General features: G+C 50.9%; 16 protein-coding genes. 10 read left to right on the plus strand and 6 right to left on the minus strand.

Annotated features, from left to right (window positions below):
* The first annotated feature begins 6 nt into the window (after positions 1–6).
* Positions 7–966, plus strand: a complete 960-nt coding sequence (gene epmA, locus BGX16_RS10525; protein ID WP_100425993.1) for an EF-P lysine aminoacylase EpmA — start codon at positions 7–9, stop codon at positions 964–966.
* Here epmA and BGX16_RS10530 read toward each other — a convergent pair.
* Entirely contained in the window at positions 947–1,417 is a 471-nt protein-coding gene (locus BGX16_RS10530) for a TlpA family protein disulfide reductase (RefSeq protein WP_100425994.1), read from the minus strand. The genes epmA and BGX16_RS10530 overlap by 20 nt on opposite strands.
* Positions 1,418–1,539: 122 nt before the next feature.
* Between BGX16_RS10530 and BGX16_RS10535 the strand changes: the two genes are divergently transcribed.
* The 5 genes from BGX16_RS10535 (at position 1,540) to BGX16_RS10555 (ending at position 6,755) form a co-directional block, all read left to right on the plus strand.
* Positions 1,540–2,604: a type IV pilus twitching motility protein PilT gene (locus BGX16_RS10535; RefSeq protein WP_100425995.1), complete on the plus strand. Its 1,065-nt coding sequence runs from the start codon at positions 1,540–1,542 to the stop codon at positions 2,602–2,604.
* Positions 2,605–2,607: 3 nt separating this feature from the next.
* A complete protein-coding gene (locus BGX16_RS10540) occupies positions 2,608–3,810 on the plus strand; it encodes a type II secretion system F family protein (protein ID WP_100425996.1) in 1,203 nt (400 codons plus the stop codon).
* A 1-nt stretch (position 3,811) separates the two neighbouring features.
* A complete protein-coding gene (locus tag BGX16_RS10545) occupies positions 3,812–4,561 on the plus strand; it encodes an FISUMP domain-containing protein (RefSeq protein WP_157797989.1) in 750 nt (249 codons plus the stop codon).
* Between the two features lie 269 nt (positions 4,562–4,830).
* Positions 4,831–5,175, plus strand: coding sequence for a SpoVG family protein (locus tag BGX16_RS10550; RefSeq protein WP_100425998.1), 345 nt, complete (start codon positions 4,831–4,833; stop codon positions 5,173–5,175).
* Between the two features lie 11 nt (positions 5,176–5,186).
* The gene (locus BGX16_RS10555; RefSeq protein WP_100425999.1) at positions 5,187–6,755 is read left to right on the plus strand and encodes a YifB family Mg chelatase-like AAA ATPase; all 1,569 of its coding nucleotides are present in this window, start codon (positions 5,187–5,189) and stop codon (positions 6,753–6,755) included.
* Positions 6,756–6,767: 12 nt separating this feature from the next.
* Here BGX16_RS10555 and BGX16_RS10560 read toward each other — a convergent pair whose 3' ends face one another.
* Positions 6,768–7,130, minus strand: coding sequence for a dihydroneopterin aldolase (locus BGX16_RS10560; protein ID WP_100426000.1), 363 nt, complete (start codon positions 7,128–7,130; stop codon positions 6,768–6,770).
* Positions 7,130–8,191 (minus strand): hypothetical protein, encoded by a 1,062-nt coding sequence (locus tag BGX16_RS10565; RefSeq protein ID WP_100426001.1) that lies wholly within the window; start codon positions 8,189–8,191, stop codon positions 7,130–7,132. The genes BGX16_RS10560 and BGX16_RS10565 overlap by 1 nt, the downstream gene beginning before the upstream one ends.
* A 99-nt stretch (positions 8,192–8,290) precedes the next feature.
* On the opposite strand from BGX16_RS10565, the gene hemA reads away from it, so the two are divergent.
* The 3 genes from hemA to BGX16_RS10580 are packed head-to-tail and all read left to right on the plus strand — an operon-like array spanning position 8,291 to position 11,166.
* Positions 8,291–9,562, plus strand: coding sequence for a glutamyl-tRNA reductase (gene hemA, locus BGX16_RS10570; RefSeq protein WP_100426002.1), 1,272 nt, complete (start codon positions 8,291–8,293; stop codon positions 9,560–9,562).
* A gap of 12 nt (positions 9,563–9,574) precedes the next feature.
* Complete coding sequence (hemC, locus tag BGX16_RS10575; protein ID WP_100426003.1) at positions 9,575–10,555, plus strand: hydroxymethylbilane synthase; 981 nt, start codon at positions 9,575–9,577, stop codon at positions 10,553–10,555.
* Complete coding sequence (locus BGX16_RS10580; RefSeq protein WP_157797990.1) at positions 10,555–11,166, plus strand: uroporphyrinogen-III synthase; 612 nt, start codon at positions 10,555–10,557, stop codon at positions 11,164–11,166. Before hemC ends, BGX16_RS10580 begins: the two co-directional genes overlap by 1 nt.
* Here BGX16_RS10580 and lepB read toward each other — a convergent pair.
* Complete coding sequence (gene lepB, locus BGX16_RS10585; protein ID WP_100426005.1) at positions 11,141–11,980, minus strand: signal peptidase I; 840 nt, start codon at positions 11,978–11,980, stop codon at positions 11,141–11,143. The two genes, BGX16_RS10580 and lepB, sit on opposite strands and share 26 nt — an antisense overlap.
* A gap of 2 nt (positions 11,981–11,982) precedes the next feature.
* A complete protein-coding gene (lepA, locus tag BGX16_RS10590; protein ID WP_100426006.1) occupies positions 11,983–13,806 on the minus strand; it encodes a translation elongation factor 4 in 1,824 nt (607 codons plus the stop codon).
* A gap of 88 nt (positions 13,807–13,894) precedes the next feature.
* On the opposite strand from lepA, the gene BGX16_RS10595 reads away from it, so the two are divergent.
* Positions 13,895–14,944, plus strand: a complete 1,050-nt coding sequence (locus tag BGX16_RS10595; RefSeq protein WP_157797991.1) for a hypothetical protein — start codon at positions 13,895–13,897, stop codon at positions 14,942–14,944.
* Positions 14,945–15,015: 71 nt separating this feature from the next.
* Here the strand turns inward: BGX16_RS10595 and lexA are convergent, their stop codons facing one another.
* A complete protein-coding gene (gene lexA / locus BGX16_RS14680; protein ID WP_157797992.1) occupies positions 15,016–15,675 on the minus strand; it encodes a transcriptional repressor LexA in 660 nt (219 codons plus the stop codon).
* Positions 15,676–15,906 lie beyond the last annotated feature (231 nt).

A 15,906-nucleotide genomic window follows, 5' to 3' on the forward strand; every position in this document is an offset into this window, starting at 1 on the left:
TTTTTCATGAAGACATTTGAACCGAGCTGCGATCTTGCGACATGGAAGGCGCGTTATGCGCTGACCGAAAAAATCCGCGATTTTTTTAAGGCGCGAAATGTGCAGGAAGTCGAAACGCCTGTGCTTTCCCGTGCAAGCGGAACCGATGTGCATTTGGATTATTTTGCAACGCTCGGAAAGCCTACCCGTTATCTGATGACGAGTCCGGAATTTCACCTGAAGCGACTGCTTGCCGCTGGCTTCGGGGATATTTTTGAAATAGCGCACGCTTTTCGTTTGGACGAAGTCGGCTGTAAGCACAATTCCGAATTTCAGTTGGTCGAATGGTACCGCGTCGGTATGCATTACGAAGATTTGATGACGGAAGTCGAAGATCTGGCGTCCACGATTCTTGGCAAAAAGATCCAGGCGGAACGTTTGACTTTCCGTGATGCGTTTCTGCGTTATGCAAAAGTGGACCCGTTCCAGGCGACTGCGGACGATTACCGCAAAGCCTTAAAAGAAAACGACGTCCCGGACGTGGAAGGCTCGGAAACCTTTTCGACCGAAGACTGGTGGGACTACCTGATGGTGACGGTCGTGGAAGGGCATCTTGGAAAGGACGCGCCGCAGTTCTTGATGGACTATCCGGAAAGCTGCGCCGCTCTTGCCCAAACGTATGTGAATGCGAACGGCGATACGGTCGCAAAACGCTTTGAACTTTACATCGAAAATATGGAACTCTGCAACGGCTACGAAGAACTGACGGACCCTGCAGAACAAAGACGCCGATTTGAAGCGGATATCGCCTGGAGAAAGGCGAATCATAGACCCGTTCCGGCGATCGATGAAAAGTTCCTCGCCGCGCTCGAACATGGAATGCCTGCGGCATCTGGAGTCGCCGTGGGACTCGATCGCCTTTACATGCTTGCTCTCGGCAAAAAGAATATTGAAGACGTCATCCTGTTTATGGACGACAATGCGTAACGTCCAAAGCCTTTTCGATCTGTGTCCGGAGAATTTTTTCGTTCAGCAGACCGATCTGCCGCATTTGAATATTTCCGGTACTGTCGATTAAAAAGTGCGTCGGAATCGAACGCGGATGCCCGAACTTTTTCATGAGTTTAAAGTCCCAGTATACGACCGGGTAGGGGATTTCCCTTGCTTTCACGAATTCGAGCATCGTCTTTTCGTCGTCATCCTCGTTGACTCCGATCACGTGCAGTCCGCAGGGGGAATATTCCGCATAGATCTTTTTGAGCGTGGGAAGCTCTGCGTTGCAGTAGCCACACCAGGATGTGTGAAAGACAAAAAGGTTCACCCCTTCATAGCCTTCGACCTTTTCGGGAATTCGGTCGTATTGGGCGTCACTGCAAGCGCTTAATCCGAGCGCAAGGGCGACTCCAAAAAGTAGAATCTGCGGTCTAAAAAACTTCATTTTTGCTCAATTTAGAAATTTTGAGAGATTTTCTGCCTCAAAGGTTTAGAACGATCGGCATGGGTTGTTATTTTCCCAAATCAGCAAATACTAGTCGAAAAATTTAATGTTATATTCAAAGCATGTATAATATTCAAGATCTTCTTGCAGAAATGGTGAAGCGTGGCGCTTCCGACTTGCATATCACCGCGGGTATCCCGCCCATGCTTCGCTTGGCGGGTAAACTCACTCCGATGGGCACAGAAAAGCTCAAACCGGATGAGACCATGCGCATGACGTACAGTTTGATGAATGAACTCCAGAAGAAGTCCTTTGAACAGAACAAGGAATGTGATTTCTCCTTCGGTATTACGAACTTGGCACGTTTCCGTGCGAATGCTTATTTGCAGCGTGGCTGCGTCGCCCTCGCTTTGCGTATCATTCCTCTTGAAATCAAGACCTTTAAGGATTTGGATCTTCCGCCGATTGTCGCTGAATTTACGACTCGTCCGTCGGGACTTGTGCTTGTGACCGGTTCTACTGGTTCTGGCAAGTCTACGACCTTGGCCGCCATGATCGACAAGATCAATAAGGAACGCCACGAACATATTCTGACGATTGAAGACCCGATTGAATTCTTGCACAAGCACCAGAACTGCATGGTGAATCAGCGTGAAGTCGGCAACGATACGAAGAGCTTCTCCCAGGCTTTGAAAATGGCTCTCCGTCAGGACCCGGACATCGTGCTCATCGGTGAAATGCGAGACTTGGAAACGATTCGTGCCGCCTTGACGATTGCGGAAACAGGTCACTTGACTCTCGCGACGCTTCATACGAACTCCGCTGTGCAGACGATCAACCGTATTGTCGACGCGTTCCCGCAGGGTGAACAGCAGACGGTGAGAACCCAGCTGTCCTTTGTGCTTCAGGGCGTTGTCTGTCAGATGCTTCTTCCGAAGATCGGCGGCGGTCGAGTGATGTGTTACGAAGTGATGAACGTGACACCGGCTATCCGGGCTTTGATCCGCGATAATAAGTCGCACCAAATCGGTTCCATGATTGAAATCGGTCAGAAGTTCGGTATGAACACGATGAATATGCGACTCGCGGAACTCGTGCGTCAGGGCAAGCTCGAACATTTCGAAGCGGTCGCCAAGTCTCCGGATCCGACTCAGCTTGAAAAAGAACTCGAACAAATGGGAGTTTAATCCATGCCGGTTTTCCTTTATAAGGCGCAAAATACTCAAGGAAACCAGTTTAGCGGGGAAATTGAGGCGAAGGATAAGAATGAAGCGGAATCCCTGCTTCGCCGTAAACACTTGGTCGTTGAAAGCCTTAAACGCAAACCGATTGAAATCCGGATCAATATCGGCTCGGGCATCAAAACCAAGGACGTTTCCCGCTTTACGCGCATGTTCAGCTCGATGACTTCCGCAGGTCTTCCGATGCTCCAGTGCTTGACCATTTTGGAAGAGCAGATGGAAAACCTGGCGATGCGCGAAGTGGTTCACAAGCTTACGATGTCGATCAGCGGTGGTTCAAGCCTTGCCGATGCTTTGACTCAGCATCCGAAGGTCTTTGACAAGCTCTACTGTAACATGGTTGCGGCAGGTGAAGCGGGCGGTATCTTGGACGGAATTCTTTCTCGTCTTGCCGACTACCTGGAATCGAACGAACGCTTGGTCCGTAAAGTGAAGAAGGCTTTGACTTACCCGGTGATGGTCGCTGTCGTGGCTGTTCTTGTGGTGGTCTTGATGCTTTCCTTCGTGGTGCCGACCTTTGCGGCTTCGTTTATGGAACTCGGTGGCGAACTTCCGTGGCCGACGCAGTTCGTGATGGATCTTTCGGATATGATCCGCGATTATGCGGCGTTCTGGATTTTGAGCGTCGTCGCGATTATCGTCGCGTTCAAGGTCGTGATGAAGGTCCCGAAATTGCACTTTGCCTTTGATAAGTTCTTGCTTAAAGTTCCGAAGGTGGGCGACTTGCAAATCAAGAGTGCCGTGGCGCGTTTTAGCCGTACTCTCGGTACGCTTTTGAATGCCGGTGTTTCGGTGACGGAAGCGTTGCAGGTAACGGCAAAAACCTCGGGTAACTCTGTGGTCGAAGCGTCAATTATGAAGATCGCGGTCGGCCTTGCTGGCGGTAAGAGTATTGTAGATCCGATGAAGGATGCGAAGATCTTCCCGGCGATGGTCATCCAAATGGTCGGTGTCGGTGAAAAGACGGGTCAGCTTGGCGCGATGCTTTTGAAGGTCGCAGACTTTTACGACGAAGAAGTGGACGCCGCGATCGACGCTTTGACGTCGATGATGGAACCGCTTATCATGGTGGTGCTCGGCGGTGCGGTCGGCTTCCTCATGATTGCAATGTACATGCCGATGTTCAGTATGTCGGATGCGATTAAGGGGTAAAATGAAAAGCTCGTCTACCTCAGTTTCTTCCTCATCTTTTAGTTCCGAGGTAGACCTTTCCTCGTCAGAAGAATCTTCGGATGCAAATTCGTCCAGTTCTGGTGTAAACGTCGTTTCATCTTCTTCCTATTCTGTTTTGGAATCTGGAAAATATTACAACCCGAATATTTCATATGGGGAACTTGTCGACGAAAGAGATGGGCAAGTCTATAGAACGGTTGCAATCGGAAGCGAGGATTCGGCTCAAATCTGGATGGCGGAAAACCTGAATTTTGATTATGACGTGCAAACGGCATCGGGAAAACCGACCAGTTTCTGCTATCAAGATTCCGTTGAGTATTGTGCAAAGCTCGGACGTTATTATACGTGGGCGGCCGCCATGGATTCTGCGGCTCTTTTTAGCGAAGACGGCAAGGAGTGCGGACTAGAATCAAAGGAATGCGCCCCAAAGGATACGGTCCGAGGCGTTTGCCCCAAAGGGTGGCATTTGCCGAGCAGTCAAGAATTTCACAGACTTACGGCGTATGCTTATTCTAACGGGAGGTATGTGGAATCCTGGCAGACCGGACGCCTTTTAAAATCCAAGGTTGGCTGGAAATCGACTTATTATCAGGCTTATGATAAAACGATTGAGCGTAATGGATACGATCCTTTCGGTTTTGGAGCCATTCCTGCGGGGGGGGGTGTGTTCCCGAATGCCAAAACATCGGATTCTCCGCTTTTTTCTGGACGTCGACAAAAGGAACTTTGACCCCCGAGCGTAACGCGTTCAGGGTGGCTCTTTATAATTATCATGACTGGTTTGATGAAGCGTGGGTTTTTGATTACTTCGCAGATAATTATGCGCATAGCGTTCGTTGCGTCCAAGACGCTGATTAATCGATTGTAATCACTGATTAATCACTTTTGAAAAATAAAAAACGGCGATTTCCTTAAGAAATCGCCGTTTTTGCTTTGGCACGCATTTTGCCTTAATAGCAGTGTCTCGATGTTGAGACGCTAACTTATTAGGAGGGCGCAATGCCAAAGGTCAAAGCAGAAACAGCAGAAGTCAAGCAGGAAAAGCCGGCGAAGGTTTCGGAATTCGATTGCCTCGTCGTCACCAATGTCCGTGTGTATCCGTTCAAGGAAGGCATTAACATGGGCCACATCAAGGCGCTTGCCCGTGTGGTTCTGAACGACCAGTTTGAACTCACGCAGCTCCGTGTGATGGACGGTGAAAACGGTCTGTTTGTAGGCTATCCGAACGACCCGTTCTACAAGGGCGAGGAATACCGCAGCATCTTCTATCCGATTACCCGCGCATGCCGTGAGCACATCGAAAACTGCGTGCTGGAAAAGTACCAGGAAGTCACGGCTGCATAAGAGGTTTCGACGTGTTCCAAAGAATTCGCACAAGCTGCCTGCTCGGAATCAAGGCGATTCCTGTCCATGTGGAAGTTGATTCTTCGCCGGGACTTCCCGGTTTTACACTGGTCGGTCTCCCGGACAATGCGGTTCGCGAATCTCGGGAACGCGTCGTTTCGAGTATTCGAAGTTCCGGTTATGCGGCATCCGGAAGTCGCATAATCGTGAATCTTTCCCCTGCGGATTTGCGCAAGGAGGGAACTTCTTTGGACCTTCCGCTTGCGATTGGAATGCTCGTGGCGAGCGAAGAAATCCAGGCGGAGCGTCCAGAAAGGTTTGTCTTTTTGGGGGAGCTTTCTTTAGATGGAAAGGTGAAGGCTGTACATGGTGTGCTTTCCGTGGCGATGAGCCTTTCTAAAAAAGAAGACATTTTGGTGGTGCCGAGGGAGAACGTTGCGGAGGCGAGCCTTGTGGAAGGGCTTTCTGTGATTGGCGTCTCCACCCTTGCGGAATGCATCGATGCGATTGCGCCGGGTTCTGTAAAGCTCCCGGTGCGGTCTTGCGGTATTTCGCGTAGGGCTTTGGCTGCAGATCCCTCGGTACCGGATTTTCGTTCTGTGGTAGGAATGGAAGGGGTGAAGAGAGCCTTGGAAATTGCGGCGGCGGGCGCTCATAACTTTTTGCTAGTCGGTTCTCCTGGATCGGGCAAGACTTTTTCCGCCCGCTGCCTTCCGGGCATTTTGCCTCCGATGACCGATGAAGAAATTCTCGAATGTACACGCATCTATTCTTCGCTACATGTTCTTGGTGAAGATAAGGCGAAAAGCTTTTTTGCACGCCGCCCGTTCCGTTCACCGCATCATTCTTCGTCGATGGTTTCGCTCGTCGGGGGCGGAGTGCATCTGCGCCCCGGAGAGGCGAGCCTGGCTCACAATGGAGTGCTCTTTTTAGATGAGCTTCCCGAGTTCAACCGGAACGTTCTAGAGGCTCTTCGCGAGCCGATGGAAGAAGGTGTAATCCACATCAGCCGCGCCTGTGGAACGGTCTCCTGGCCTGCGCGCTTTATGATGGGTGCGGCGATGAATCCTTGCCCATGCGGATATTCGATGGACTCGAAAAGGGAATGTTCCTGCTTGCCGGATTCCGTTCGACGGTATCGGCAACGCCTTTCTGGCCCGTTGCTCGACCGGATTGACATCCAAATGGCGGTCCCGTCCACCGATCCGCAACAGCTGATGCAGATGCCGCCCGGGGAATCTTCCGCTGAAATCCGTGCCCGTGTGACCGCAGCCCGGGACTTGCAACAGCAAAGGTTTAGGCGCTCGCGCTGCCGCACGAACTCCGAAATGACAAGCGACGAAGCAAAAAACTTTTGCGGAATGAGTGTCGAAACGGAACGCTTTGCTGTTTCCGCCGCCGACAAAATGCAGCTAAGCGCTAGAGGCTATTACCGCATGCTTAAGGTTGCCCGCACCATTGCGGACTTGCGAGCTTCACAGTTCGGCTCTAAAGCGGAAGATGCAAAAAAGGCTTCCGTTGAATGTTCAGACATCGCGGAAGCTTTAAGGTATCGAGCCTTTTCAGGCTTAAACAGTTGATGCTTGGAACGGTTAGGAACGTTCGAGCTGGATCTCTGCCACAGAGCCTTTGGCTCCCGGGATCGCTTCCGTCTTCTGGATACGGACCCAGGCGGCAGAAACCTTCGGGGACTTTTCAAAGATCTTTTCGGCAGTACGCAGAACTAAAGTTTCGACCAGCTGAAATTTGGAATCTTGAATAAATTTCACCAGTTCGTTGGACAAATCGGCATAGTTGACCGTGTCGTTTAAATCGTCAGATGCCGCAATCGGTTCGAAGTCCAACCAAAGGGAAAAGCTGAGCGTCACCGGTTGCGGTGTTTCGCGCTCAAAAGAAAGGGCCCCGAGAATCGTCTCAAAGCCCAAATCTTGAACCGTAATTTTACCGGTCTTCATTACCAGGTGAAGAGGACGATAGCGCCAGCGATCGAGGCTGCTGCAACACCGAACCAGATGTTACGAGCCATCGAGTAGGAATCCATCGCGTCCTTGTTCTTCTTGTTGCGGGATTCGAGCTGGCTGATTGCCGAGGTCTTATCCTGCTTTTCGTACCAGAGAAGAGCTTCGTAGCAAGAATTCTTGCCGCCGCAAGCGTTTTTGATATTTTCCTTGTGGGAATCGATCACGTCGTTTACGTCGTCGTAAGCGGACTTTGCGTCGCTATACTGCATCTGGTCGTAGATGCCGATGCCGATACCGGCTGCGGCCACGCCGACAAGACCCCAAGCGCTCCACTTACGAACTTCGTCGGCGATACCGAAGCGGTTCGTCACATCGTTTGCCGCGTCGCTAGAAGCGTAATCTTCGTCGTTTGCACGGCTTGCTGTTTCACCCACGTCGCCTTGGACGTCGTAGTTGTAATCATCTTCGCTTTCGCAATCCGGATCGTTATCATCGCAGTATTCGTATTCGTCTTCTGCGGAGGAGGAACTTTCTTCTGCCGGGGCTGCTGCGTAGGTGTCTTCGCTGCTGGAGGAAGATTCGGCGGAAGCAGAAACGAGGGCAATCGTCTTGACTCCGCGGTGGACGTACATTTCGGTCACGCCTTCTGCGAAGACGGACTTGCCGTCGAAGTAAACCTTTTCAATATCGCTGTTTGCATCGGCATCTTTGCTTGAATAAGCTTTCGCTTTGACGACGAAACCGTAGGCGATGCCGTCCGGAAGGCTGAATTCAGCAAGGCTAGCCTTGTCGGAACCTTCGCGGCCTTCATAAAGCTGGTAGGTAGTCGGGGCTTCGCCAAACGGATCTTCAAACTTCTGACGTACATAGAAGCGTCCGTCTTGAACATTTTCGACCGAGCCGGATGCAGAAATTTTCAAAGAGCCGCCAAATTCTGCGTCAATATATTGGTCAGGGGTACCGACTTCTTCGCCGGAAAAACTTTGAATGGTATAGTCATCGGCGAAAGTGGTGGCCGCAAGCATACCGATGATAGCGAATAACTTAGACTTCATTCGTTGACTCCAATAAATATTCTGCCACAAATATATATAATCCTTTTTTTGAGAGGTAACTTCCCAAAATTTTTCTAGCTTACATATTTGAAAAAAGTGATGAACAATAAAGAAAATACGCATTGTGTCGTTCTCGGCGCAAGTCATAAGACGTGCCCGGTTGCTTTACGTGACCGGCTTGGTTTTTCTGGTAACCTGCTCGATAAGGGCCTTTCGAGCCTGGGAATGCTTCCCGGACTTTCGGAAGTGGTCATCCTTTCTACCTGCAATCGTACAGAAATCTATGCCGCGACCCTGTATCCGGACGCATTAAGGGATACATTGATCAACTGGTGGGCGGAATTTGCGCACATGGATGCCGCAGAACTCGTCCCGCATTGCTTCTATTTGACCCATATCGAGGCGATTTCGCACCTTTATACGGTGGTTTCCTCTCTCGACAGCCTGGTGTTGGGCGAAACCCAGATCATGGGACAGGTCAAGGAGGCGTTTCAGCTTTCGCAGAAGGCGGGAAAAGTGGGATTCTTCCTCAGTCACCTGTTCCAGTCGGCTTTGACCCTCGGTAAGAAGGTCCGAGAGGATACGGCGATCGGGGAAGGTACCGTTTCGATTCCGTTTGCGGCGGTTCAGCTTGCTTTGCGCGAATTTGACGACCTTTCGCCGCTTTGTGTGGGAATACTTGGACTCGGCGACATGGGAAACATCGCTTCTGTGGAGCTTTCCACAGAACGGGTGACCAAATTCCGGTTCTTTAACCGCACTCTTGCCAAGGCTCAGAATTTTGCGGCGCGTTTTGGGGGTGAGGCTTATGACCTCTACGAAATGCCCGAAAAACTGAAAGACGTGGACTTGCTGATCGCCGCAGCCTCTTCGCCCGAATATCTCGTTACCGATGATATGGTGAAAAAGGCGAAGCGCAGCGTCAAGACTGTATATATAGATATCGGCGCTCCGAGAATCATCGATCCGGCAATTGCAAAGCTTCCTAACATTTCGCTCTTTAGCATCGACGAGCTGAGCCGCGTGGTGGAAGATAACCGCAACAAGAGACGGCATTCCGCAGAACGCGCTCGCGAAATCATCAGCGATGCGGTGGACGAATTCGCCGAATGGTATGCGACTCTCGGTGTGATTCCGCTGATACTTTCGCTTCGCAAACACCACGAAACGATCGGACAGGAATTGCTTCAAAAGTGGGAACATCGTGTGTCTCCAGTAGAAATGGAACACCTGCGCCGTTACAACGACGAACTGATCGCGAAACTTTTGCACCGTCCGTCTTCGGCACTCAAACGTCTGGGCGCTGCGGGTATGGGCCTTGAAAGCCAGTTGATTCTCGAAAAACTCTTCGACTTGAAAAGCGAAGATTAAGAGGTTTTGCACATGGGAACGATTAAGATCGGTACACGCGGAAGCGCTCTCGCTCTTGCCCAAGCCTATTTGACCCGGGACTTGATCCAAAAAGCTTTCCCGGATTTAACCGCAGAAATCTGCATCATAAAAACGAGCGGTGATAAGGACCATGTGCGTTCCCTTGTTTCGTTCGGTGGTCAGGGCGTTTTTGTAAAAGAAATCGAAGAAGCCCTGATGGAAAAGAAGATAGATCTCGCGGTGCATTCCCTGAAAGATGTGCCGGATTCGATGGACGATCGCTTGGTACTTTCGGGATTTTTAAAACGCGAGAATCCGTGTGACGTTTTGGTTTCGGGCGGTAAAAAGTTTGCCGATTTAAGGCCTGGTGCAACGATCGGAACCGGTTCGCCGCGCCGCGTTTTGCAGTTGAAAAAAATGCGTCCGGACGTGCATTGCGTGAACTTGCGCGGCAATTTGCCGTCTCGTATTGAAAAGGTCAGGAACGGGGAATTCGACGCAATTCTCTTAGGGGCTGCGGGCTTGAACCGTTTGGAAATGCCTTCGGAAATTTCGGAAGTCTTTACGGTCGACCAGGTGACGCCGGCGATCGGTCAGGGCATTATCGCCTTACAGAGCCTCAAGGAAAATTCCATGGCGCGGGAAATCGCCGAAAAGATTTCTCATCGTGAAACGGTCATTGCGGCTCGTGTGGAACGTCATTGGATGAATTTGCTCGGCGGTGGCTGTCGCGTTCCGATGGGCGCAATCCTAGAAGTGGATGGAAGCGCCTTCCGCTTTACCGCGTATCTCGCCGATCCGCAGAACGGACAGTCTCTGCGCATGGTCCAGCGTTTTGAAGAAAATGCACTTTCGGAACAGGCGCACGCATGCAAGGCCTTGGACGCGTTTGCAAAGACCTTCATGGACGCTTGCCATCAAAAAGGAATCATGCTTCCTTCGGAAGCTCCGGGAACGGAAGCGATTGCCGCATTCTGGAATACGGAACACTAATGCTTGTCATCGATACGAAAATGACACCACCGAATGCGGAAGCCTTTTCTCGCGAAGCCTTGGCCGGAAACGAGCTTTGGCACGTGCCGGCGTTGCAGTATCGTCCGACAGGAATTCCGCTGGAACTTTCGGATTTTGATGCCGCTTTTCTCGGAAGTCCACGGGCGGTGAATCTTTCAAAAGAGGTCCTGAAAAACTTCAGCGGTGTGATTTTTGCCGCAGGCGTTCAGACGGCGCAGTGCCTTTTGCAATCTGGAATTTCGGTGTCGGTAGCCGGATCGGAAAATGGCGCCGGCAAAGATTTTCCGGGCTTCTTAAAAAAGCATCCTGTAAAAAAAGTCGCCTGGATTTCCGCCTCGCAGACGGCTGCGGATTTGCGCGCGATTTCCGAAGAAAATCAGATTGAAATTTGCCACTTCCCGGTTTACGAAACTTCGCCTGCGCCTGTGGATGAAGAAAAGTTCAAAGCCTTGACGCATCCTGTCGCATGGCATTTTTATTCGGGCAAGGCAGTGCTTGCGTTAGAACGCTTTATTCAAAAATCGGACGTGGTGCACTTGCATGGCGCTAGCGCCGAAAAAGCTTTTAAAAGCGTAAAAGCTTCCCTTTGATTTGACTTTTGGAAATGTAGCCGAAGCTGCGGGAATCTTCGCAACGGACGCCTTTTTGACAGATGACGTAATACGCGTCTTGGGGAGCCTTGAAATATTGAACTTCGGAAGAATCCTGGGTGCGGTAAAGTTTGCGTTCAAAGTGGACGGGCTTTGCTCCCGGATCTTCACGGTCGATTTGCAGACCGAGTAGAATGTATTCTTGCCAGTGAAAACCGTTGATTTCACGGATTGAAACGGGGCGTCCAAAAATATGGGTGCTGCCGACGCGGCTGATCGGAAGCGTGTCCGTGCCGCGGTACAGCTTGGCTTCGGTATAAAAGTTGCGGAAACCGAATTTGCGATGCGCCCATTCCGAAGTGTAGTCGAATGAGATGTCGTTCAAGTTTTTAAATACGATGGAATCGTTTTTTCGCGGGACGTAAAAACTGCGAGGCGCGAGAATTTCGGATTCTTCTTCCCAGCTGTACAGATCTTGTTCTACACGGATTTTCCCGGCGGGTGAAAGGTGCACTGTGTCTCCGGGAAGTCCAAAGACTGTACGGAGCGCTTCGGAATGATCGGGAAACGAAACGAGTACAATGTCACCGCGAATTAATTTGTCTGTACACGTTGGAAGTTTGCAGACCCAGACGAGCTCCCCCGAAGGTAGTTCGGGCTCCATCGAGTTCCCGACGATGCGGAAAGGTTCAATCGCATAGAATCTAGCCGCAAAGCTTGCCACGAAAACAATCGCAAGGATCGTTCCCAAAAGAACGTTCCAGCTCGGAGACGTGGAATGCAAGAGTCTGCGGCTAGTCGACTGAACAGACATGATTAGTTTTCGGAGCCCTTGCCTGCGTCGGAAAGGGAAAGAACGGCGAGGAATGCCTTTTGAGGAACTTCGACCGTGCCGATGCTCTTCATACGCTTCTTACCTTCCTTCTGCTTTTCGAGAAGCTTTCTTTTGCGGGTGATGTCACCGCCATAGCACTTGGCAAGAACGTCCTTGCGAACGGCTTTGACCGTGCTGCGGCTGATGATCTTTCCGCCGATGGCTCCTTGGATCGCGACGTCGAACTGCTGGCGAGGGATCAGGTCTTTTAAGCGGACGCAGATTGCGTTTGCATAGGATGCGGACTTGTCACGGTGAATGATCACCGAGAACGCATCTACCGGATCACCGTTCAACAAGATGTCGAGCTTCACCAGGTTGTTTGCTCGGTAGCCGTTCGGGGCGTAGTCAAGTCCGCCGTAACCGCGGCTAATGGACTTGAGCTTGTCGTAGAAGTCGAACATGATTTCGGCAAGCGGAAGATCGTACTTGAGGATGACCTTCGTTTCGTCGATGTATTCCATGTTTTCGAATTCACCGCGCTTTTCTTCGCAAAGCTTCATGAGACCACCGACGTATTCCTTAGGCGTAAAGATCTGAGCTTTCACATAAGGTTCTTCGATACGTTCGTAACGCGAAGCATCAGGAAGTCTGGACGGGCTCGAAACCTTGATCATTTCACCGCCCGTCAGATAGACGTGGTATTCCACGTTCGGGACGGTCGTGATGATGTTCACGTTGAATTCACGGTCCAAGCGTTCCTGCACGATTTCCATGTGCAGGAGTCCGAGGAAGCCCGTGCGGAAACCGAAGCCGAGTGCGTCAGAAGTTTCCGGTTCCCATTGCAATGCGGAATCGTTCAGTTTGAGCTTTTCCAAGGCTTCGCGCAAATTCTTGTAGTCTTCCGGATCGATCGGGTAAATGCCCGAGTAGATCATCGGCTGAATATCTTTGTAACCGGGCAGCGGATTTTCGGCAGGATCGTTGGCATCGGTGATTGTGTCGCCGATCTTCACGTCGCTGATCGTTTTCACGTTGGCGAGGACGTAGCCGACCATGCCTGCGGTGAGTTCCTTGCGCGGATTGCGCTTCATGGTGAAGGTTCCGACTTCGGTCACCGTATAGGTGGCGCCGCTTGCCATCAGCTGAATTTCCATGCCAGGACGGAGTGTGCCGTTCATGATGCGGATGTCGTTGATCACCCCGCGGTAGGTGTCGTACATGGAATCGAAAATGAGCGCCTGGAGTTTTGCGCTGGCGTCACCCTTCGGGGCCGGAATTTCGTCGACGATACGGTCGAGAACTTCGGGAATGTTGATGCCTGTCTTAGCCGAAATGCGAGGAATCTTATCCGGATCATATCCGAGAAGATCGCCGACGAGCTGTGCCACATGGTCCGGGTTAGCACTTGGCAGGTCCACCTTGTTCAGGACTGGGATGATTGTTAGATCGTTTTCAATCGCGAGGTACAGGTTCGAAAGGGTCTGCGCCTGAATGCCTTGAGTGGCATCGACGACGAGAATAGCACCTTCGCATGCGGCGAGGGAGCGGCTAACTTCATAGCTGAAGTCGACGTGCCCCGGGGTATCGATCATATTCAGAATGTACTGCTCGCCGTTGCGTTCATAGAGCAAACGGATTGCATGGGCTTTAATGGTAATGCCACGTTCCCTTTCCAGATCCATGTCATCCAGGAGCTGGTTCTGCATATCTTTTTCGGCAACCGTTTTGGTCAGTTCGATCAAACGGTCGGCGAGAGTGGATTTGCCGTGGTCAATGTGGGCGATAATCGAGAAATTGCGGATATTGTCTTCTATTTTGGCCATCGGGCACAAATATAGTTTGTTATATTTTAGTGATATGAGCTCAAAAAAACAATTGACTAAGAAAAAATCAATTCCTGAAAAGAAGACAGTGAAGAAAGCCGCACCTGCAAAAAAGGTGCAGTCGGTGAAAAAAGGTTCTCCGAAGAAGGCAGCTCCTGTTAAAAAAGGAGCATCTGTCAAGAAGTCGGCTCCGGCGAAGACCGTTCCGGTAAAAAAGGCAGCCCCTGTGAAAAAGTCTACTGCAAAGGCTGCTCCGAAGAAAGCTCCTGTAGCGAAGAAAACGGCTGCGGTCAAAAAAGCGGTTACTGTGAAAAAGGCCGCTCCGACTAAAAAGGTTGCTCCGCAGACGAAGAAAACAGCAAAGACCGCTGTCGAAAAAAAGAAATCTGTAACGCAGGGATCCTCCACCTCGAAGAAGAATTCCGTAAAGGAATCATCGACGAACCCACAGCGATCTGCAAAGTCGGCTAATCCAAAAAGCTCGATAAAAAACACTACGAAAAAGGCGCTAACCAAGGACAAATCGGTAAAACCGGCTGTCACGCCAGTGACAAAGCCTGCAAAGCCGGGGAAACCAGCTAAGCCGACGAAGCCAGCTCCGGTGGTCAAGCCGGAACCGGAAGTCGTGGAAGATGATGCGATTCTTCTTCGCGGCGGCGTTAAGATCACGAAGGTTGCATTCTTTTTCGAAGAAGCCGAACAGGATTCTGCAACAAAGAAAAAGGTCTCAGGCGCAGAGGCGGTTGAAAAGCCGACTGCCAGTATGCGTCACCGCGCATCTCTTGCGGAAGAAACTCCGGAAGAGCTTTACGCACGTGTGATAGCAGAACTCCAGGAAGAAAACCTGCGCTTTGCAAAGGAATGCTCTCGTCAGCTTTGCACCAAGTGCTGCCGCAACCCGGTGGCTCCGGAATTTCGCGTAGATAAGGATCTCGGCTACTGCGAAGAATGTGCAGAAATTCTCGGCCTTGGAAGTTCGAAGGAAGCGCGCCACTTGAACTATCAGGCGAAGCTCCTTGGAACGGATTCTTTGGATGAAGCTCGTGACGATGACGACTTTGAAGGTGCACCGACTCAGCAGGAAATTGAAGAAGTGGATGAAGATTTGAACTTGGATGACGATTCCGGTATCCGCTAACCTCGAATTCTTCAAGATTCTAAAAAAAAAGCCCGCGTGAAAATCACGCGAGCTTTTTTTGTTCGGATAAATTAATTGATCTTGCGAAGAACGCCGATGACGCGGCCTGCGATCGAGAACTTGCGGTCTGGATTGACGATGATCGGCTGGTACTTCGGGTTTGCGGCGCGGAGTTCGATGTGATCCGGCTGCGGCTGATAGTATTTCACAGTCGCTTCGTCATCGACTTGGGCGATGATGATTTCTCCGCGTTCTGCAACGGTCTGGGAACGTGCAAAGACGAGATCGCCGTCAAAGATGCCTGCGTTGATCATGGAGTCGCCTTTTACATGGAGTGCGAAAACATTCGGCTGGCTCGCGAGAAAGTCGCGGTCGACGGTCACGGTGCCTTCTATGTTCTGCACGGCGAGAATTGGGGTGCCGGCAGCCACGCGTCCAATAATCGGAACTTCAACTGTATTTTCGGAATTCTGAGCTTCTGCTGGGGCGTTTTGAACCTGGGCTGATGCGTTCAGGATTTCGATGCCACGGCTGAGTCTCGCAGCTCTGCGGATGTAACCTTTTTTGATCAGGGCAGACAGAATGGAGCGGACTCCGTTTGTCGAAGAAATTCCGAATTTGTCTCCGATTTCGCGGACGGTCGGCGGCATCTTTTCCTTTTCGGTGCAGGAGCGGATGTAGTCGTAGATTTCCTTCTGGCGATCGGTTAGCGGTTTTTGCGGCGTACCCATATAAGACCTCGTTCTTTTTAGTATAAAAATAGTGCACATCTGTTTAATTGTCAATAGAGGCACTGCACAAATTTTTTTTTGCAGGTTTTGCAACGATTTTGTGCGCTTTTTCGACCGATTCTTTCCGTAATTATCTAAATTAGGCGTCGAAGTCGCTTTTTTTTTTCGCCAGTTGGCGATTTTGCCCGTTTTTTGGGCCTTTTCACATGGCCGTTGAGCTCCCAGGAGCGC

The organism is Hallerella succinigenes, assembly GCF_002797675.1.
GTDB lineage: Bacteria > Fibrobacterota > Fibrobacteria > Fibrobacterales > Fibrobacteraceae > Hallerella > Hallerella succinigenes.